This is a genomic window from Candidatus Dechloromonas phosphoritropha (assembly GCA_016722705.1).
GTDB lineage: Bacteria > Pseudomonadota > Gammaproteobacteria > Burkholderiales > Rhodocyclaceae > Azonexus > Azonexus phosphoritrophus.
This window is the reverse complement of sequence record JADKGN010000005.1, coordinates 122,065-140,402: the sequence shown is the minus strand read 5'-3', so window position 1 is coordinate 140,402 and position 18,338 is coordinate 122,065. Positions and strand designations below refer to the sequence as shown.

The following is an 18,338-nucleotide window of genomic DNA, read 5'->3' as shown; positions in this document are numbered from 1 at the left end:
TCCGTCAGGCGAGCAGGCCGGCATGGCGCATGGCGGCTAGGACCCGGGCATGGTTGGCTTCGGACAGGGACGTCAGCGGCAGGCGGATCCCGCCCGGCATCAACCCGAGTTGCTGGACGGCCCACTTCACGGGAATCGGGTTGGCTTCACAGAACAGGTCGCGATGCAGGCCGAGCAAGCGGAAGTGGATCTCCCGGGCCCGCGCGACGTCGCCGGCGGCGGCGGCGACGCACATTTCGTGCATCAGGCGCGGCGCCACGTTGGCGGTAACCGAGATATTGCCGTGGAAGCCGAGCATGATCGAGGCGACGCAGGTCATGTCGTCGCCGCTGTAAAGGGCGAAACCCTTGGGTGCACGGGCGATGAGGTCGCAAGCGCGGTCGAGGTTGCCGGTGGCATCCTTGACGCCGACGATACCGGGCACCTGCGCCAGACGCAGGATGGTGTCGTTGGACATGTCGGCCACCGTGCGGCCGGGCACGTTGTAGAGCAGGACCGGCAGTTCGACAGCTTCGGAAATTGCCTTGAAGTGGCGATAGAGGCCTTCTTGGGTCGGCTTGTTGTAGTAAGGAACAACCGACAGCGCCATGTCGGCGCCAGCCTTTTTCGCATACTCGGTCAACTCGATCGCTTCATCGGTGGAATTGGCACCGGTACCGGCAATCACGGGAATCCGGCCGGCGGCATGGATGACCGTGACCCGGATCAGTTCGCAGTGCTCGGCGACATCGACGGTCGGCGATTCGCCGGTGGTGCCGACGACAACGACGGCATCGGTACCTTCGCGCACATGGAAGTCGATCAGGTTGCGCAGGGAGGTCAAATCAAGACTGCCATCCTCTTGCATGGGGGTGACGATGGCGACAAGGGATCCGGTAATCATGGCGTATTCGGCAGGAAAATAATTTGACGATTGTAACTTAACGCTACTTGCAGCGGAAAGGCGCTTGGTAACAGATTGTTACCCTCGGGTGATCCAGCGCAGTCTGCCCTGGCCGGAAACCATGCTGCCTTCGGCCAGATCGAGCGAAGGATGACGATCCGGGCCGGCGCTTTGCAATTGCCGCGCAAACTCTTCGAGGCGGGCGGCTGCCGGCGCCTGCCAGCCCAGTTGACGCAACCGGTGGCGCAACAGATTCTTCAGGCGCGGCGGGGACAGGTCGCGGATTTTCTTTAGATCCAGGGTGTCGTCGACTGCCGCTGCCTGCCAGTCGATGGCCGCCAGTTGGTCGAGCAGGATAGCGGCCTCGGCGAAGCGCCCGGCTGCCTGCGCCAGATTTTTCTCGGCTGCCGTAAAGCGGCTGGCGACTGCGGTCAACACCGAATGACGCAGGAAATTGCGCGTCAGGCCGGTATCGGCGTTGCTTTCGTCATCCACCCAGGTGAGCGCGTGCTGCCGCGCATAGGCTTCGATTTCTTCGCGGCTGGTGTCGAGCAGCGGGCGCAGGATGCGTAGCTGGCCATGCTGCCGGTCGACCGGCATGCCGGCGGCTCCGGAAACGCCGGTGCCGCGCAGCAGGTTGAAGAGCAGGGTTTCCGCCTGGTCACCCTGATGATGCCCAAGCATGAGAAGTCCGCCGGTTGACCCGGAAAACACCCGGTAGCGCGCTTCACGGGCTGCCGCTTCGAGTCCGAGGCCACTGCGCCGGTCGACTTCGACACGTTCGACCAACAGGCCGATGCCGAGATCCCGGCAATAGTCAGTGCAGAAATCGGCCCAGCGATCGGCATTTGTCGACAGGCCGTGATGGACGTGCACGGCCCGCAAATGCCCGTGCGGAACAAGAATAGCGAGAACATTCAGGAGGGCGACCGAATCGCAACCACCCGAGAGTCCCACGCAAATGTCCTCACCCGGCGTCGTACGGGTTGCGAGAAACGCGGCAACCCTGGCCGGGAGACTACTTTGCAGGTTGTTCCTTGAAGCGGCCATAGCTCATCAGCCGCTCGTAGCGCTTGGCGAGCAGTTCCGTGGTCGACAGCGCGGAGAGGTTCATCAGCGCATCCTGCAGCACCTTCTTCAAGGATTGCGCCATCGCCACATGGTCGCGATGCGCACCGCCTAGCGGCTCGCTGACAATCCTGTCGACCAACCCAAGCGTCTTCAGGCGCGGCGCGGTAATCCCCATGGTTTCGGCCGCCTCGGGCGCCTTGTCGGCGCTCTTCCAGAGAATCGAGGCGCAACCCTCGGGAGAAATCACCGAGTAGGTCGAGTATTGCAGCATGTGCAGAACGTCACCGACCGCAATCGCCAGCGCGCCGCCGGAACCGCCTTCGCCGATGATGGTGACGATCACCGGTACCTTCAACTCGGCCATCACGTAGAGATTGCGGCCGATCGCCTCGGACTGGCCGCGCTCCTCGGCATCGATGCCGGGATAGGCGCCCGGCGTATCGACGAAGGTCAGCACCGGCAGGCCGAATTTCTCGGCCAGCCTCATCAGGCGCAAGGCCTTGCGGTAACCTTCCGGGCGCGGCATGCCGAAATTCCGATAAATTTTTTCCTTGGTATCGCGTCCCTTCTGGTGGCCGATCACCATCACCGGCTGACCGTTGAAACGGGCCAGGCCGCCGACGATGGCATGGTCGTCGGCGAAAGCGCGATCGCCGTGCAATTCCTCGAAATCAGAGAAGATCAGCGACAGGTAATCGAGCGTGTAGGGGCGCTGCGGATGGCGCGCCACCTGGGAAATCTGCCACGGCGAAAGCTTGGCATAGACGTCCTTGGTCAGTTGGGCGCTCTTTTTTTCCAGTCGCTCGATCTCTTCGGCGATGTCGACGGCGGAATCATCCTGAACAAAGCGCAACTCTTCGATCTTGGATTCGAGTTCGGCGATCGACTGTTCGAAGTCGAGAAAGGTTGTTTTCATGGACAGACCGTTTTCCTGATTGGCGCGTATTTTAACTCAAAGCCCGAAACGCCCGGCTCAATACTCGACCGGGAGCGGGTCCAGGCTGCGCCACAGGTGCCAGGTCGCAACCGAGCGCCAGGGCCGCCAGCGCTCGCCAAATTCCGCGAGCACCTGACGCGACTGCCTGGCGCCGGCGAAGTAGCGCTCGAACACCGCCCGCCGCAGGCCGAGATCGTCAATGGGGAAAACATCCGGACGCAGCTGGTTGAAGATCAGGAACATTTCGGCGGTCCACCGGCCGATGCCGCGCACCTCGGTGAGGGCGGCAATCAGCGCCTCGTCGTCCAGCGCGGCCCAGGCGGATGGATCGAGTCGCCCCGCGACAAAATGCGCCGCAAGATCGCGCACGTACTCGCTCTTGCGCCGCGACAGGCCGCAACCGGCGAGACCTTCCTCGCCAGCCACCATGACCGCCTGCGGTGAAACCTCGGGTAGCGCCGCGACAAAACGCCCCCAGACGGAATCCGCCGCCTTGACCGATATCTGTTGCCCGACGATCGAACGCGCCAGAGTCGCAAACGGGTCACCGCGCGAAACGAGACCGAGGCCAGAATAGCGCTCAACCAGTTCGCCCATGCGCTCGTCGGCGGCCGCCAGCTCGCGCGCGGCCTGCTGCCAGTAGGGAGGGGTCATCGCGGCCTTTGCGAAAATTGGCCGGAAAACGGCGTCGACCGCAACAGCAACTCCGGCCGCCCGATCAGCCGTACCTGCCGCTCAGGAAAGGGTTGTGGCGCCGCTCCTCGCCCAGTGTGGACATCGGGCCGTGCCCGCAGATGAATTCAACATCGTCACCGAGCGGGAACAGGCGCTCCTTGATCGAGCGGATCAGCGTGTCGTAATCACCACGGGGGAAGTCGGTGCGCCCGATCGACCCTTGGAACAGCACATCCCCGACCTGCGCCAGCCGGCTCGGCCGATGGAAGAAGACGACATGGCCGGGCGTGTGGCCGGGGCAATGTAAAACCTCGAGCTCGATTTCGCCGAAATTCACCTTGTCGCCAGCGTGCAGCCAGCGGTCCGGCTCAAAGCTCAACGCGCTCGACACACCGAACATCTTGCTTTGCTGGGGCATGCTCTGGATCCAGAAACGGTCTTCCTCCTGCGGCCCCTCGATCGGCGCGCCGGTGCGCGCCGCCAGCGCGGCCACCCCGCCGGCATGGTCGATATGACCATGGGTGACGAGTATTTTCGCCAGCATCAGCTTCTCCTGATCGAGAAAGTCGAGGACGCGCTCGACGTCTCCGCCCGGGTCGATGACAGCAGCCTGGCGGGTCTTTTCGCACCAGAAAACGGTGCAGTTCTGCTCGAAGGGAGTAACGGGAATGATCGTGTAGCGCATAGCGGGCCGCAAATAACTGAATGAAGGCAATTATCGCACGCAGAGCAATCGCCTAGCCGCAATAGCGGAGGTTGGACCAGTCGAGCAGCAGCTCCGGCATTTGGTAAGAAACGAAGATGAAGGCCAGCAGCAGGATCGCCAGCGCGGCGCCGACCCCGGCGAGAAACCAGCGCCAGTGCGGCTTTATGCCGGCACCGCCTGCCGTGCCAGCGGCTTCTCGTTGATCGGCCACGAGCAAAGCGCGGCAACGACCGAGAGGCCAATGGCGATCAGCCAGGCCAGCAGATAAGAACCGGTTTGGTCGAAAATTCGCCCACCCAGCCAGACGCCGAGGAAGGCGCCGAGCTGGTGGCCGAGGAAGACGACACCGGTCAGCATCGACATGTAGCGCAGGCCGAAGATCTGGGCGATCAGGCCGTTGGTCAGCGGCACCGTGCCGAGCCACAGGAGACCCATCGCAGCGGCGAAAATCCAGACCGTTGCGGTCGACAGCGGAAACAGCAGAAAAAAGGCGATCGCCACGGCGCGCAGCGCATAGATGATGGCCAGCAGGTTTTTCTTGCTGTAGCGCCCGCCGCCCCAGCCGAAGAAGAACGAGCCGAAGATGTTGAAGAGACCGATCAGCGCCACCGCGGTCATGCCGATATTGGCCGAGAAGCCGGCGTCAACGACGAAAGACGGCAGGTGCAGCATGATAAAGGCGGTCTGGAAGCCGCACACGAAATAGCCCCAGAAAAGGTAGTGAAAACTCTTCTCGCCACGGGCTTCATGCAAAGCCTGGGCGACCGACTGGCCGGCGCCCGCCGACGGCTTGTGTCCATCGGCCATGGCGTAGGCGAGTGGCGCGATCAGTCCGACCCCGGCGGCGAGCAGCACCAGTGCGCTCTGCCAGCCGTAGGTGGAGATCAGCATCTGGCCGACCGGCAGCACAGCGAACTGGCCGAAGGAGCCGCCAGCGCTGGCGATGCCGAGTGCCAGGCTGCGCCGCTCGGGGGTCGTGTGGCGGCCGATGACGCCCATGATGACGGCGAAGGTGGTGCCGGACAGGCCAAGGCCGACCAGCACGCCGGCCGAGAGATTGAAAGCCAGAGGCGTGGCGGAATAGGCCATCAAAACCAGCCCGATGACATAGAGCACGGCGGCGCCGAGCACCGTGCGCCCGGCGCCGTGACGGTCGGCGAGCGCCCCGGCAAAAGGTGAGCCCAGCCCCCAGATCAGATTCTGCAGCGCGAAAGCGAACGAGAAGGTTTCGCGGCTCCAGCCGTGGTCGGCGGTCATCGGCTGCAGGAAAAGGCCGCCGGTATGGCGCACGCCCATCGCCAACGTCAGGATGATGCAGCCGCCCACCAGGATGACCAGCGGTGTGCGCCAGCTTGGCTTGCTCATGCGCAACAGTCTCCAAAATTCAATTCGAAAACGCGGATCATGCCGGGTTCCCGGCACGCGCCTCAAGCGCTTCCCAGCGTTCGAGCAGCGCCATCAGTTCATCGTCGATGACCGCCAGCCGCCCGGCCGCCGTCTGTGCCGCCTGCGGATCGCTCTGGTAGATCGACGCATCGGCGAGGCGCTTGCCCAGTTCAACCTGTTCGCTCTCGAGTGCGGAAATCTGGCCTGGCAGTGCCTCGAGCTCGCGCTGCTCCTTCCAAGACAACTTGTCGCCCCTGGCTTTTGTCGGCTCGGGAGCCTTGACTGCCGGCCTGGCCTCGGTCTTCTGTCTCGCCGACTCCCTGGCCACGCTCGCCTTGTAGGCAGCCCAGTCGCTGTAGCCGCCGGCATACTCCTTCCAATGGCCGTCGCCCTCGGCGGCGATGGTCTGGGTCACGACATTGTCGAGGAAGGTCCGGTCATGGCTGACCAGGAACAGCGTCCCGTCGTAGTTGGCGAGCAATTCCTCGAGCAGTTCCAGCGTTTCGATGTCGAGATCGTTGGTCGGCTCGTCGAGAACCAGCACGTTGGCCGGCCTGGCAAACAGGCGGGCCAGCAGCAGGCGGTTGCGCTCGCCGCCGGATAGCGAACTGACCGGCGATCTTGCCCGCTCGGGCCGGAAAAGGAAGTCCTCGAGGTAGCCAATCACGTGCTTGCGCGCACCGCCGATGTCGACGAAATCGGAGCCCGGGGAAATGACATCGACCAGCGACGAATCCGGATCGAGCTGGGTACGGAACTGGTCAAAATAGGCAACATCGATCTTCGTTCCCAGCCGGACGATGCCGGCGTCCGGCTTCAACTCGCCGAGAATCAGGCGCAGCAGCGTCGTCTTGCCGGCGCCATTGGGGCCGATCACGCCGATCCTGTCACCACGCTGGATACGCGCTGAAAAATCGCGCACGACCGGCTGTTGACCACGCCCCGCAGGAAGTCCCCTTGGAGGATAGGACTTGCTGACATGCTCGAGTTCGGCGACCAGCTTGCCGCTTCGGTCGCCGGCATCGAGCTGCAGATTGACCTTCCCCATGCGTTCGCGCCGCGCCTGACGTTCGGCGCGCAGCAGGTCGAGCCGCTGGACCCGGAATACCGCTCGCGTCCGCCGCGCCTCGACACCCTTGCGGATCCACACCTCTTCTTCCTTGAGCAACTTGTCGGCGCGCGCGTTGGCCAGCGCCTCCTCGTGCAGCAGCAGTTCCTTGCGCCGCTGGTAGTCGCTGAAGCTGCCGGGAAAGCTCGCCAGCTTGCCGCGATCGAGCTCGACGATGCGCGTGCACACACGATCGAGAAAGGTCCGGTCGTGAGTGATGAAGAGCAGCGTGACACCGGTCTCGATCAGCATGTTCTCCAGCCATTCGATGGCGGCAATGTCGAGATGATTGGTCGGCTCGTCAAGGAGCAGCACCTCCGGCGTGATGGCCAGCGCCTGGGCCAGCGCCAGACGCTTCTTCTGGCCGCCGGAAAGACTGCCGACTCTGGCGTCCGGGTCGAGCCCGAAGCGATCGATGACCTTCTCCGCCTGCGCCTCGTGGGTCCACGCGCCGCAGGCCTCCAGTTCGTGCTGCAGGGCATCCATCTGCGCCAGCAAGGCATCGTGATCGCCGGCACCTTCGGCTAGTTGGTGTGAAACGCCGTGATACGCGGCGAGCAGGCGCGAGGCCTCGCCCATCCCCGAAATCACCGCCGCGAACACCGTCGACCGTGCATCGAAGAGCGGCTCCTGGGGTACGTAGCCGACGTGGATACCGGGCTGCACCCAGACCTCGCCGTCGTCGAGCTTGCCCCTCCCGGTTCCGGCCGCCAGAGCCGCCAGCAGGGATGACTTGCCGGTCCCGTTGCGGCCGATCAGCGCGACGCGCTCGCCCGGGTCGAGCAGGAAATCCGCGTGATCGAGCAGCGGAACGTGGCCATACGCGAGACAGGCGTCGGAAAGTTTGAGATAAGGCATCGGAATTCTGAAAACGGCGACCCGCGGAACCGCCGGCCAAGGGAAGCGACATTTTATCCGCTTGGCGCCGCGCGCGACGCATTCGGTTTGAGATACGTCGGACGATCGCCGCAACTATCCGAAGCAGGCACTACACCGGTACAATGCGTTCTTGGCGATGGCGCCGGAACCCGGCGCATGCGCGGCCTCCATAGTTAAATGGATATAACACGCCCCTCCTAAGGGCGAATTGGTGGTTCGATTCCACCTGGGGGTACCACATTGAAATTCGAGAACACCCTCCACCAGCCCACCGTGTTCCTATCGAACTGAACTTTGCCTACGGCGAACCGCTCTCTAACTCGGATTCGTATTTGCCAAATATCACCAGTTGCAAGAATTGCATTTGAGTGCAAGTGCGTTCCTGCAATTTAGTGTAGACGCCTTCGGATACTTCGTATTCCAAATAAAACACGCTCCCCTGATACATCTCGCCCTTGGAAGGGTCCCAGCCCATAGGGTTCGCGAATCGAACCTGTACAGCCGAACGACCATCTCTGGCTTGAATCAAGTCACCTTCCTTGAAGCTCAAGAACGGCCCTTGAGTCGAATGGCACTTACTTAACGTTCAACTCTTTGATGCAAATGATGAAACAGGCTGGATCGACGCGTGATAAGTTGGCGTCGCCAAACACCCAACCCGCCCACGATGAGCCAGCCCAAATGCATCCTATCCGCAGTACACGCGCACAGCAACACCGAACGGTCAAGGCCCACGCTGCCCAGAGCGACGCCTATGCGTTTTTCAACCTGTTGATGGGGCCGGAATTGTTCGATGCCGTGGAATCTGAACTGCCGCCCCACCGAGAAAGGCAATATCCCCCGACGGAGACGTTGTCGATGTTTCTGGCCCAAGCGCTGAGCACCGATTGTTCCTGCCAGAAGGCAGTCAATGACCGTGCGGTCAAATGCCTGGTTGGCGGCCTGGTGCCGGGCAGCACCCACACGGGCGCCTATTGCCGGGCGCGAAAGCGCTTGCCTTTGAAGATGCTCAGTACACTGGCGTGCCACGTGGGGCAAAGAGTCGCCACGCAGGCGCCGACAGCTTGGCATTGGCGGGGTCGTCCCGTCCGTCTGGTGGACGGGACGACCGTCGTAATGCCCGACACCTCAGACAATCAGGTCGTCCACCCGCAACCGACGAGCCAGAAGCCGGGGTTGGGTTTCCCGCAGTGCCGGATCGTTGGGCTCGTTTGTTTGGGTAGCGGGGCGGTCCTCAATGCCGCGACCGGCTCCTGTCGGGGCAAGGGCAGCGATGAGCAGTCGTTGCTGCGTTCGATATTCGATTCCCTGGAGCAGGGTGATTTACTGTTGGGCGACGCCTTCTACGCCACCTACTTTCTCCTCTGCTCATTACGCGAGCGGTGCATTGATGCGGTGTTTGAACAAAATGGCGCGCGGCAACGCACCACCGATTTTTGCCGAGGTCGGCAGTTGGGGCAGTGCGATCATCTGATCGTGCTGCCAAAACCCGCCAGCAAACCCGACTGGATGCCTCAGGCCGACTACGATCAGGCCCCCGAGAGTCTGACCGTACGCGAGCTTCGGGTCGGTGGCAAGACACGGGTGACGACATTGCTTTGCCCAAAACAAACCGACAAGACGGCCTTGAAATCGCTCTATCGGGATCGCTGGCACGTTGAACTCGATCTGCGCAACATCAAGACCACGCTCGGCATGGAACGACTGAGTTGCCTGACGCCTGCGATGGCGATCAAGGAAATCTGGGTCTATCTCCTCGCCTACAATCTGATTCGGTTAATGATGGCTCAGGCTGCGATGCTCTCCCACAGATTGCCGCGCCAACTGAGCTTCAAGCATACCGTGCAAATCTGGCTCGCCTGGGCACCCTTTGCGAGCCGTAGCCATCACAACATACACAGCGAACTATTCGTTTTAATCGCCCAACAACAGGTCGGTAACCGACCGGGCCGGATCGAGCCTCGCGCCGTCAAACGACGACCTAAACCCTATCCAATGCTCACCAAACCACGTAATCTCGCCAAAGCTATCGTCATGAAAAATGGACATCCCAAAAAGCTTAAGTAAGTGCCATTCGCCCTTGAGTCCAAACCATATACGGCATTTGTCAGTCAAGTCCAAAATCTGCTGTAAATACTCTTCGATCCGATGAATGACGAATGGTTTTCAGCTAGCGAGGGCAACAACGTTGTTGCCCTCGCTAGCTGCGGCGCGGGAAGCCGCCCACTCCTTGAATTCATCCATGTCGAGGTACTTCCGTTCCTGCCAAGCCTCGTTCTGTTCGGCCAGCAGAGCGCCGATCAGGCGCAAGGCTGACTCGTCGTTGGGGAAGATGCGGATCACGCGCTCCCGCCGGCGAATTTCCTCGTTGAGCCGCTCCTGCATGTTCGTTGTGCGTAGCCGCTTGCGATACTTCTCGGGCAAGACCATTACCGCCATGGCATCCTCGAATCCTGCTTCGAGGCAGGCCACCGCTTTGGGGGCGCTCTTGGCGAAGCGCTCGGTGAATTCCGCCAGGCGGCGCTTGGCCTCGACCAGATCGGGCGCCTGCAGCACGAGCTTGACGGCAGCTGCCACCTCGGCGCGGTGGCGGGTGTTGCATTGGCCCAGAATGTTGCGCATCAGATGCACCTGACAGCGTTGCCAGCTGGCCCCTGAAAGTGCCGCGCTGCCGCTTCACGCAGGCCGCCGTGGTCGTCCGAGATGATGAACTGCGTGCCCTTGAGGCCGCGCCCTCTGAGCCAGCGGAAGGTCTCGTCCCAGGTGGCGAAGCTCTCGGTGTCGCCGATCCGCACGCCCAGAATCTCCCGGAAGCCATCGGAGCGGATGCCTGAGACGGTCAGCACGGCACGCGAAACCACACGATCTTCTTGCCGACTCTTGATGAACAGGGCATCGACCAGCACGAAGGGATACTCGCCGTCCAGCCGCCGTTCGTTGAACGCGCTGACCCGCGGTTCCAGTCCGGCGCACAGTGCGCTCACCATCGATTTGGAGAAGCTGGCGCCGCACAGCTCTTCGGTGATCGCCGAGACCTTGCGCGTCGAGACACCGTGCACGACCATTTCCATGAGCGCCAGAACGAAGGCCTGCTCGCTCCGCTGGTAGCGCTTGAAGATGTCCGTCGAAAAGCTGCCGTCCCGCGTCTGCGGCACCAGCAGCGTCACCGGCCCAACCCGCGTGTAAAGGGTGCGTGGCCGGTAGCCGTTGCGATAGCCGGCCCGTTCGTCCGTGCGCTCGTGCCGCGTCGCCCCCAGCGTTTCCGTCACCTGCGCCTCCAGTACTTGATTGAGCACCGCTTCCACCAGTTTCGCCAGCCCGTCCTGCCCGTTTAAAAGCCCTGGCAGCAAGTCCGTTCCTACGCTAACCTCATACCCAGTCATCGCTTCTCTCCTTCGGTTATCGATCGTCTCGCAACGTCAGTTTACCGAATCGAAGCGGTGGCTACCTGCCACCCGATTTACAGCAGTTTAGGGACTCAATCGTATGAAAGTGACACGGTAAGGCTCAGGAGCAGAACCTTGGACATCAAACCCGATTTCTTCCATCTCGACTGTCCCCAGAAACTGCCATGAAAGTAACAAGTCAAATTAAAACACGCCCAAAGAACTCGCGTGTAACAAATAAGGTGCATGACATGAAGCCCAACTGGTACGAGCGAACGCTGCTGCCCTACCTGATCGACTCGGCATGCAGCGTCAAGGCGGTGCGCCATCAGCGGGCCAAGGTCGTGCCGCTGGCGCATGGCCGGGTGCTGGAGATCGGCATCGGCACCGGCCTCAACATGCGGCATTACGACAAGACCAGGATCGAATCGCTCACCGGGCTCGATCCTGCGCTGGAAATGCACGAACTGGCGAAGAAGCGCATCCGTAGCGCCGGCCTCGAGGTCGATCTGGTCGGTCTGTCCGCCGAACGCATTCCGCGCGCCGCCGCCAGCTTCGACACGGTCATCGTCACCTACACGCTGTGCACGATTCCCGACCCGCTGGCTGCCCTGAAGGAAATGCGGCGCGTCCTGGTTCCCGGCGGGCAACTCATTTTCTGCGAACACGGGCGCGCACCCGATCCCTGGGTGCGGCGCTGGCAGGAGCGCATCACGCCATGGTGGAAGAAAATTGCCGGGGGCTGTCATCTCGACCGCGACATTCCGTCGCTGCTGCTTGAGGCGGGCTTCGAGTGCCCGGACCTCAAGGCGATGTACCTGCCCGGTCCTCGGCCGCTCACCTACAACTACTGTGGGATTGCCTTCGCAAGCGCGGAGCGCGGCAGTCGGAGGAAACGCTGAAATACTCGTCACCCTGGCGAAAGCCAGGGTCCAGGCAGTTGATTTTCCCGGATCCCGGGCTGCGTCGGAACGACCGCTATCGAGCTGTCGGGCACCTCCCTAACGGGTACGGCGACACCCCGCCCGGGCATGCCGGCAACTTGGGGTTTCGCTGTCGGTGCCTTGCGCTCTCGCACCTTTTTCCTGCTCCTGGCGCATGCTTGGCCGGAACAGATTCAGGCGCATCCGCGCCAGTTCGAACGAATTTCTTGCATTCCTGCCTATGGTCGATCCGTTGCTGATGTTATTTTCCGCTAGATTGACCACTATCGGTGAGGTGCACCGAACCGTCCCGGCCGGACGATCGTTCAGCCAGGATGGAAGCAGCGACGAATCAAGGAGAAGGATATGCTGGTCGGCGTTCCGCAGGAAATCAGGAATCACGAATACCGGGTCGGCTTGACGCCGGGCAGCGTTCGCGAAATGGTGCGACACGGCCAATGGGTCAGCGTGCGGCGAGGTGCCGGTACTGCCATCGGCCCTTGCGCTGGAGACCGTTCCGCCGCTGACGTCATCCTCGTTCCCAGCGCGAAAGCGCCGCAGCCGCCGCGCCGTGAGCAATTGCCGAAGTTCCACCCCGGCTCGGCACTGGTCGATGTCTCGATCGACCATGGCAGCCGCCGCGCCCCGCTGGATGATTCGCACCTGCGCAACGGGCTCAACATCTTTCAGCGAAGGGGCACCTGCGCTCCGGTGGCGAAATTCTTGGTGCTCGCCTGGACCGACTCGGGGAAAGCCCCGAGCAGTGGCGTCTAGGACAATTTGACCATGAAAGCCCGCAAGCAGCCGCCACAACATTCGGTCGATATCAGTGAGGAGGCCGGCGTGCGTTACCTGCACTTCGGTTCAGACTGGGTGCAGGGCGCGATGCGCATTGCCCGGCCGTGGTCGCTGGAACTTGCCTACACGCGGGAGATGATGGCCGGACTGTTGCTGCGCGATGATCCCGACTGGCCGCGCAGCGCCTTGCTCGTCGGGCTGGGCGCCGGTTCGCTGGCCAAGTTCATCTACCGCAACCTGCCAGAGTGCCAGAGCACGGTCGTCGAGATCAACCCGCGGGTCGAATTCATCGCCCGCCAGCATTTCAGGCTGCCGGACGATCCCGCACGCCTGGCCGTGGTCATCGGCGACGGCGCCGACTTCATGCTGGCCGGCGACCGCCGTTTCGACTACATCCTGATCGACGGCTTCGATGCCGACGCCCGCGCCGGAATCCTCGACACCCTGCCCTTCTACCAGGCCTGTCGCGCCCGACTGAGCGACCGCGGACTGCTCGGTGTCAATCTGCTCGGTCGCAGCAAGGGTTTTGCTGCCAGCGTCGAACGCCTCGCGGTTGCGTTCGACGGGCGCGTCGCGGTTTTCCCGTCGAGCGACAGCGGCAACACCATCGCTTTCGCAACCGGCGGCGAACCGGTGGAAATCTCGCTGGATGCCATGCGCGAAAATGCCCTTCTACTCAAGAAGGCATCCGGCCTCGACCTGCGATCGACGATCAGCCGACTACAACTCGCCCATCCGCTTCCCGGAGGGGTACCCAGAATCTAGCCAGTTGCCCCTGGGGGCACTTCCCGTGTGGCGCGGTCGACCCGGATTTATTGACGAACGCGTCTGGAAATTGCCCGCGCCGACGGCTCGCTTCTCTCCCGGAGACGCCGGATTGACCGGAACTTTGGCTTATTGTCGAAGTCATATGGATTGGCAATAATTTGAGGATTACTGCGATGCTTGCACTCAGAGACTGTATCGACATGTGCGACCTTACCGAACAGGAAGTCGCCGCCATCGCCGAGGAGGAGAACCTGCCTCCTATCGTCGCCGTCGTGGTCGGCCACAATCTGCTGCGTTCCCGGCGTGGCCTGGAGCACATGCGCGGCGTGCTCAAGAATCGTGCCGAGCGCGCGGTCCACCGTGGCGATCACGTCAGCGCGGCAAGGCACCTGCGCACCTACGAGGATTTCCGCCGGCGCTGCCCGCAGCCGATCCGCGACTGAGGCCCGTGCCTAACGGTCGCGCGACTGCGCGCCGAGTCCGTGTTCGGCGGCATAGAGCGCCGCCTGCACGCGACTCGTCATGTTCAACTTCTTGAAAATATTCTGGATGTGGATCTTGACCGTACTTTCGGCGAGATCGAGCGACCGCGCGATTTCCTTGTTGCTGTCGCCGTGCGCCAGGCAACCAAGAATTTCTCTCTCCCGCGGCGACAACTTGTCGTGATGGTGCGCCGCCAGGTCCGCCTTGGCCTGATCGCGCACCCCCTGCACCAACTTGGCGGTCATCTGCAGCGAAACGACGGATTCGCCCGCCGCCGCACGACGGATGGCATCGACCAGCGCTTCGGTTTCAATGTTCTTGACCAGATAGCCCGCCGCGCCGCCGCGCAGGGTCTCCATGAGGTCTTCCGCATCCTCGGAAACAGTCAGCATCAGGACATGAGTTTCCGGCACCTCCTCGACGATGAGGCGCAAGGCATCAAGGCCGGGAATGCCCGGCATGTTGATGTCAAGCAGCACGACATCAGGTTTTAGGAACTTTGCCCGTTTGACACCCTCGAGGCCGTCACCCGCCACGTCCACCACGTCGAATTCCGGATGCCGCTGCAGGAGCGATTTGACACCACTGCGAAAGAGGGCGTGATCGTCGACGATCAGGACCCGGATTTTTTCTCCCATTTATGCAGCCTCTCTTTGTTGCCGGGGCAGCCACAGCGACACAAGCGTGCCCTCCCCCGTCACCGATTTCACCTGGCACTGACCGCCCACGCGGCGCGCCCTTTCCCTGATTATCTTGAGCCCGACATGGCGGTCGGACAATACCGCGGGATCGGTTTCCGGGTCAAATCCGACACCGTCATCGGCAACCTCGATATGCATGCCTTCCCGACTACGTCTGACGATCACCTTGACGGTCGCGGCGCGGGCATGCTTGCGGATGTTGGACAGGCATTCCTGAACGATGTGCATGACCTGAATCTGGCTTTCAGGCAGCAGCGGCAGGCCGTTGCCCGAGCGATCGAAGCGCACCGCGACGCCGGTCTGGTCCTCCAGCTTCGCCAGGGACGCCACGATGGCGGAATCGAGATCGGTCTGGTGCATCCGGGTGCGGAAGTGGACCAGCAGCTCGCGGACCTTGTCATAGCTTTCCTGGATGCCGGCCCGCAGTTGCGCCACGGTGCCGCTTGCTTCCTCGACATCCTGCTTGTTGAGCGAATCCTGCAGCAACTGGGCTTGAATATTGAGGAAGGCGAGCCCCTGGGCGATCGAGTCGTGCAGTTCCTGGGCCAGGAGGTTGCGCTCCTCGGAAACCGCCAGATCCTTCTCGCGCAAGCGCAGCCGCTGGTTTTCGATGGCCACGCCAAGATGCCGGCCAAGGGTTTCGAGGAGATTCACCTCCTGCGCCGAAACGGGATGCGCCTGCCGGAAGTAGAGATTGAAAACCCCGATCCGCTGCCGGTCGTACTGCACGGTAAAGGCCGTCACGGAAGCGAAGCCCTCGCGGATGCAGGTGCGCAACTTCATGCCGGGCGGCGGGTTGACCGTGTCGAAGGCGACCGGCATCCCGGTATCGATGACATCGCCACACAGGCAGTCGCCGCAATCCATTTCCGACTCGCGGGCGACGAATTCCGCAGACAGGCCTTCATGGGTCATCAGGTAGAGCTTCTCGGTATCGGCGGCGTAGAGGCGCACGGCGCCGGCATCGGCCCCCAGCGCCGCACGGATCCGGCTGAGGAACCCCTGGCACAGCGCCTCAATCGGCACTGGCTCGCTGAGAACGGCGGTTATTTCGTATAGGATGCCCAGTTCCCGGTTGCGCTCACCCAGACTCCGCGTTTCCGCCACCACGCGTTCCTCGAGCGTACTGTAGGCAGCCTGCAGATGTTCGGCCATCTCGTTGAAGCCGTTCGCCAGACCGCCGAATTCATCGTCACTCCCGACCGGAACGCGAACTCCGAGGTCACTCTCTCCCATTCGCCGGATGCCGGCATGCAATTCGTTGACCGGGCGGATTACCTGCTGATTGAAGAACCAGATAAGGACTGCCGTCCCCAGGCCGGCCATCAGCACCAGCGCCGCCTGCACCGAGCGCAGGAGATTGGTGTTCGCGGCATAGCTTTGTTCCATCGCCAGCACGAGGTCGTTGATATTCCCGACGAAATCTTCCACCTGGCTATCTAAGCGCTCGACGGCCACCCGGCGCCGATCCGGCACCTGGCTGAGAAAGCCAGCAACCAAAGGACGGATTGCCTGATACCAGAAATCCTCAACGGCGAGCAGCCGTTTCCCGACTTCGTCATCGCGCGGGGGCGCCATGGGTCGCGATGGATCACCCCGGCGCAGATCGAGCAGCACTTGGTCGAAGCCCTCGATTTCGGCCCGTAGGCGAGTTACGAACCCGGCAGCGTCCTGCCTGCCTGCTAGCCCATGCGACATCATGTGGACCATGCGATAGGCGCGCATGCGCTGGCTGCCAGCGTCGTTGATCGCTGCCGCCACGCCCTCGAGTTGCCAGGAGAGGTAGAGCGTCATGCCGATCGCCGCGAGGGCCACCAGAAAGAAGACGGACAGCATCCCGACTATCTTGCGCGAAAGCTTTCCAGGGACGACGAACATCAATGCCTCGGTAAGTTTGTGCCAAGCACATTAGCCTCGTGTTCGCGAAAAATGCAAGCGTCCCGGTCAAGGGACGGCAAAATCTCTGCTTCCGGCCACTCCGGATGCGACGACGGCGGCGGGAGTACGTGTCCGGTCGGCCTGCCTGCTCACCCGGCAAGCTACAGGGCGGCTGCCTCGAGCACCGCCGCGGCGATGGCCTGGACGACAGTTTCATTCTCGCCGATGGCCGCGCTCAGCGAAAATTGCACTTCCGGCCAGGTCGACCGCAACCGGTCGAGCATTACCGGCACGTCGCGCTTGAGATGCCCGCCCTGGGCGATGAACATCGGTATCACGATAATTTTCCCAGCGCCGCCGGATACCAGCGCGGTCGCGCAATCGTGCAGCGTCGGCGGCATGAATTCCAGAAAGGCCAGTTCGACCGGAACATCACCCGCGCGCCGGCGAACCGCCGCCTGCATGCGACGCAGCGGATTTGCCCATTCCGGGTCGCGGGCGCCGTGGGCGAAGAGGATCAGCGCGGTGGCCATGGATCAGGCTTCCCTTCGGGCAGGGGTTTGCCGTGCGCCGGCGGGACGCCAGGCGAGTGCCGCCAGCGTCACCAGACAGAAGGCCACGCCGGCATAAAAGGTGAACGCCGCGCCCAAGGAATCCCAGAGCAGACCGGCAACCAGGCTGGCCACCAGCATGGCCAGCCCGCTGACCAGATTGAAGAAACCGAACGCCGTCCCGCGCAGGTCGGCCGGCGCGGTATCGGCGACCATCGTCGCCAGCAGGCCTTGCGTCATGCCGAGGTGGATGCCCCACAGCGCCACCCCGCCGAGCAGGGCGCTCCAGTGACTGCTGGCGGCCAGCACCAGATCGGCGGCGATGAGCACAATGAGCCCGCCGGCAAGCAGGCGGGAATGACTGACGCGGTCGGAGAGCTTGCCGAAGGGATAGGCCGCGAGCGCGTAGACGATGTTCATGACGACCATGACCAGCGGAACCAGCGCCAGCGCGATGCCAATCTGCTGCGCGCGCAGGACGAGAAAGGCCTCGCTGAAGCGGGCCAGGGCGAACAGGCCGCCGACCCCGACAACCCACCAGTAGGCAGCGCCCATACGGCGCAGATTGTCGCGTTGGATGGGGTTGCTGCGTCTTTCCGGGGCCGGCTTGTCAGGTTCCCGAACGCCGAGCCAGAGGAGGGCGACGGCGAGCAGGCCGGGAATCACGGCGACCCAGAACACCAACCGGAAATCGTCGGCCCACAGCAACATCAGGCCGGTAGCGAGAAGCGGACCAACGAAGGCGCCGACCGTATCGAGCGACTGGCGCAGGCCGAACGCCGCGCCGCGCACCTGCGGCGGCGCGATGTCGGCGATCAGCGCGTCGCGCGGCGCACCGCGCACCCCTTTGCCGACACGGTCAAGCAGCCTGGCGGCGAGGACGATGCCAGTGCCGGAAGCCAGCGCGAAAACCGGCTTGGTCAGCGCCCCCAGCGCGTAGCCGAAGACCGCCAGCCCCTTGCGCCGGCCAAGGTAGTCGCTGAGCGCCCCCGAGAAAACCTTGACGATCAGCGCTGTCGCCTCGGCCAGCCCTTCGATCAGCCCGACCACCAGCGCGCTCGCGCCAAGCGTGGTAACCATGAACAGCGGCAACAGGCTATGGATCATCTCCGACGAGATATCCATCAGCAGGCTGACGATGCCGAGCACCCAGACCCCCGACGGGATCTGCCCGAGCGTTGACCTTGGCGCGAAACTCATTCCCA

General features: G+C 62.8%; 18 protein-coding genes, 1 tRNA gene and 1 pseudogene. 6 read left to right on the top strand and 14 right to left on the bottom strand.

The window, feature by feature from the left end; all coding sequences use genetic code 11:
* Positions 1–4 precede the first annotated feature (4 nt).
* From IPP03_20230 to IPP03_20195, 8 genes are all read right to left on the bottom strand, one after another.
* Positions 5–883 (bottom strand): 4-hydroxy-tetrahydrodipicolinate synthase, encoded by an 879-nt coding sequence (locus IPP03_20230; protein MBL0354851.1) that lies wholly within the window; start codon positions 881–883, stop codon positions 5–7.
* A gap of 78 nt (positions 884–961) precedes the next feature.
* Complete coding sequence (gene tilS / locus IPP03_20225; protein ID MBL0354850.1) at positions 962–1,933, bottom strand: tRNA lysidine(34) synthetase TilS; 972 nt, start codon at positions 1,931–1,933, stop codon at positions 962–964.
* The gene (locus IPP03_20220; GenBank protein MBL0354849.1) at positions 1,902–2,870 is read right to left on the bottom strand and encodes an acetyl-CoA carboxylase carboxyltransferase subunit alpha; all 969 of its coding nucleotides are present in this window, start codon (positions 2,868–2,870) and stop codon (positions 1,902–1,904) included. The genes tilS and IPP03_20220 overlap by 32 nt, the downstream gene beginning before the upstream one ends.
* A 57-nt stretch (positions 2,871–2,927) precedes the next feature.
* Positions 2,928–3,545 carry a DNA-3-methyladenine glycosylase 2 family protein gene (locus IPP03_20215; GenBank protein MBL0354848.1) on the bottom strand — a complete coding sequence of 206 codons (618 nt, stop codon included), beginning with the start codon at positions 3,543–3,545 and terminating at the stop codon, positions 2,928–2,930.
* A gap of 64 nt (positions 3,546–3,609) precedes the next feature.
* Positions 3,610–4,251, bottom strand: coding sequence for an MBL fold metallo-hydrolase (locus IPP03_20210; protein ID MBL0354847.1), 642 nt, complete (start codon positions 4,249–4,251; stop codon positions 3,610–3,612).
* 52 nt (positions 4,252–4,303) lie between these two features.
* Positions 4,304–4,483 carry a hypothetical protein gene (locus IPP03_20205; GenBank protein MBL0354846.1) on the bottom strand — a complete coding sequence of 60 codons (180 nt, stop codon included), beginning with the start codon at positions 4,481–4,483 and terminating at the stop codon, positions 4,304–4,306.
* A complete protein-coding gene (locus IPP03_20200; protein MBL0354845.1) occupies positions 4,435–5,637 on the bottom strand; it encodes an MFS transporter in 1,203 nt (400 codons plus the stop codon). Before IPP03_20200 ends, IPP03_20205 begins: the two co-directional genes overlap by 49 nt.
* A gap of 37 nt (positions 5,638–5,674) precedes the next feature.
* Complete coding sequence (locus IPP03_20195) at positions 5,675–7,624, bottom strand: ATP-binding cassette domain-containing protein (protein ID MBL0354844.1); 1,950 nt, start codon at positions 7,622–7,624, stop codon at positions 5,675–5,677.
* Positions 7,625–7,808: 184 nt separating this feature from the next.
* Here IPP03_20195 and IPP03_20190 point away from each other — a divergent pair.
* A tRNA-Arg gene (locus IPP03_20190) sits at positions 7,809–7,883 on the top strand.
* A 60-nt stretch (positions 7,884–7,943) separates the two neighbouring features.
* On the opposite strand, the gene IPP03_20185 is transcribed toward IPP03_20190, so the two are convergent.
* Positions 7,944–8,195, bottom strand: a complete 252-nt coding sequence (locus IPP03_20185) for a hypothetical protein (protein MBL0354843.1) — start codon at positions 8,193–8,195, stop codon at positions 7,944–7,946.
* A 131-nt stretch (positions 8,196–8,326) separates the two neighbouring features.
* Here IPP03_20185 and IPP03_20180 point away from each other — a divergent pair, with 131 nt between their 5' ends.
* Positions 8,327–9,712, top strand: coding sequence for an IS4 family transposase (locus IPP03_20180; protein MBL0354842.1), 1,386 nt, complete (start codon positions 8,327–8,329; stop codon positions 9,710–9,712).
* 99 nt (positions 9,713–9,811) lie between these two features.
* Here the strand turns inward: IPP03_20180 and IPP03_20175 are convergent.
* Positions 9,812–11,028 (bottom strand): annotated as a pseudogene (locus IPP03_20175) (IS256 family transposase).
* 254 nt (positions 11,029–11,282) lie between these two features.
* Here IPP03_20175 and IPP03_20170 point away from each other — a divergent pair.
* The 4 genes from IPP03_20170 to IPP03_20155 all read left to right on the top strand — a co-directional run bounded on the left by IPP03_20170 (position 11,283) and on the right by IPP03_20155 (position 13,963).
* A complete protein-coding gene (locus tag IPP03_20170; GenBank protein MBL0354841.1) occupies positions 11,283–11,933 on the top strand; it encodes a class I SAM-dependent methyltransferase in 651 nt (216 codons plus the stop codon).
* Between the two features lie 387 nt (positions 11,934–12,320).
* Positions 12,321–12,728 (top strand): hypothetical protein, encoded by a 408-nt coding sequence (locus tag IPP03_20165; GenBank protein ID MBL0354840.1) that lies wholly within the window; start codon positions 12,321–12,323, stop codon positions 12,726–12,728.
* A gap of 12 nt (positions 12,729–12,740) precedes the next feature.
* Positions 12,741–13,517, top strand: a complete 777-nt coding sequence (locus IPP03_20160; GenBank protein MBL0354839.1) for a spermidine synthase — start codon at positions 12,741–12,743, stop codon at positions 13,515–13,517.
* A 176-nt stretch (positions 13,518–13,693) separates the two neighbouring features.
* Positions 13,694–13,963, top strand: coding sequence for a hypothetical protein (locus IPP03_20155; GenBank protein MBL0354838.1), 270 nt, complete (start codon positions 13,694–13,696; stop codon positions 13,961–13,963).
* Positions 13,964–13,972: 9 nt separating this feature from the next.
* On the opposite strand, the gene IPP03_20150 is transcribed toward IPP03_20155, so the two are convergent.
* The 4 genes from IPP03_20150 to IPP03_20135 all read right to left on the bottom strand — a co-directional run bounded on the left by IPP03_20150 (position 13,973) and on the right by IPP03_20135 (position 18,333).
* Complete coding sequence (locus IPP03_20150) at positions 13,973–14,641, bottom strand: response regulator transcription factor (GenBank protein ID MBL0354837.1); 669 nt, start codon at positions 14,639–14,641, stop codon at positions 13,973–13,975.
* On the bottom strand, positions 14,642–16,582 hold the full coding sequence (locus tag IPP03_20145; protein ID MBL0354836.1) for a type IV pili methyl-accepting chemotaxis transducer N-terminal domain-containing protein: 1,941 nt from the start codon (positions 16,580–16,582) through the stop codon (positions 14,642–14,644). It lies immediately after the preceding gene.
* 161 nt (positions 16,583–16,743) lie between these two features.
* Positions 16,744–17,115 (bottom strand): CbiX/SirB N-terminal domain-containing protein, encoded by a 372-nt coding sequence (locus IPP03_20140; GenBank protein MBL0354835.1) that lies wholly within the window; start codon positions 17,113–17,115, stop codon positions 16,744–16,746.
* Between the two features lie 3 nt (positions 17,116–17,118).
* The gene (locus IPP03_20135; protein MBL0354834.1) at positions 17,119–18,333 is read right to left on the bottom strand and encodes an MFS transporter; all 1,215 of its coding nucleotides are present in this window, start codon (positions 18,331–18,333) and stop codon (positions 17,119–17,121) included.
* Positions 18,334–18,338 lie beyond the last annotated feature (5 nt).

Coding starts and splice junctions, on each gene's coding strand:
- IPP03_20195 (MBL0354844.1), bottom strand. CDS start 7,624: ATGCCTTATCTCAAACTTTCCGACGCCTGTCTCGCGTATGGCCACGTT.
- IPP03_20180 (MBL0354842.1), top strand. CDS start 8,327: ATGCATCCTATCCGCAGTACACGCGCACAGCAACACCGAACGGTCAAG.
- IPP03_20215 (MBL0354848.1), bottom strand. CDS start 3,545: ATGACCCCTCCCTACTGGCAGCAGGCCGCGCGCGAGCTGGCGGCCGCC.
- IPP03_20145 (MBL0354836.1), bottom strand. CDS start 16,582: ATGTTCGTCGTCCCTGGAAAGCTTTCGCGCAAGATAGTCGGGATGCTG.
- IPP03_20210 (MBL0354847.1), bottom strand. CDS start 4,251: ATGCGCTACACGATCATTCCCGTTACTCCCTTCGAGCAGAACTGCACC.
- tilS (MBL0354850.1), bottom strand. CDS start 1,933: ATGGCCGCTTCAAGGAACAACCTGCAAAGTAGTCTCCCGGCCAGGGTT.
- IPP03_20155 (MBL0354838.1), top strand. CDS start 13,694: ATGCTTGCACTCAGAGACTGTATCGACATGTGCGACCTTACCGAACAG.
- IPP03_20230 (MBL0354851.1), bottom strand. CDS start 883: ATGATTACCGGATCCCTTGTCGCCATCGTCACCCCCATGCAAGAGGAT.
- IPP03_20135 (MBL0354834.1), bottom strand. CDS start 18,333: ATGAGTTTCGCGCCAAGGTCAACGCTCGGGCAGATCCCGTCGGGGGTC.
- IPP03_20200 (MBL0354845.1), bottom strand. CDS start 5,637: ATGAGCAAGCCAAGCTGGCGCACACCGCTGGTCATCCTGGTGGGCGGC.
- IPP03_20140 (MBL0354835.1), bottom strand. CDS start 17,115: ATGGCCACCGCGCTGATCCTCTTCGCCCACGGCGCCCGCGACCCGGAA.
- IPP03_20170 (MBL0354841.1), top strand. CDS start 11,283: ATGAAGCCCAACTGGTACGAGCGAACGCTGCTGCCCTACCTGATCGAC.
- IPP03_20160 (MBL0354839.1), top strand. CDS start 12,741: ATGAAAGCCCGCAAGCAGCCGCCACAACATTCGGTCGATATCAGTGAG.
- IPP03_20220 (MBL0354849.1), bottom strand. CDS start 2,870: ATGAAAACAACCTTTCTCGACTTCGAACAGTCGATCGCCGAACTCGAA.
- IPP03_20150 (MBL0354837.1), bottom strand. CDS start 14,641: ATGGGAGAAAAAATCCGGGTCCTGATCGTCGACGATCACGCCCTCTTT.
- IPP03_20165 (MBL0354840.1), top strand. CDS start 12,321: ATGCTGGTCGGCGTTCCGCAGGAAATCAGGAATCACGAATACCGGGTC.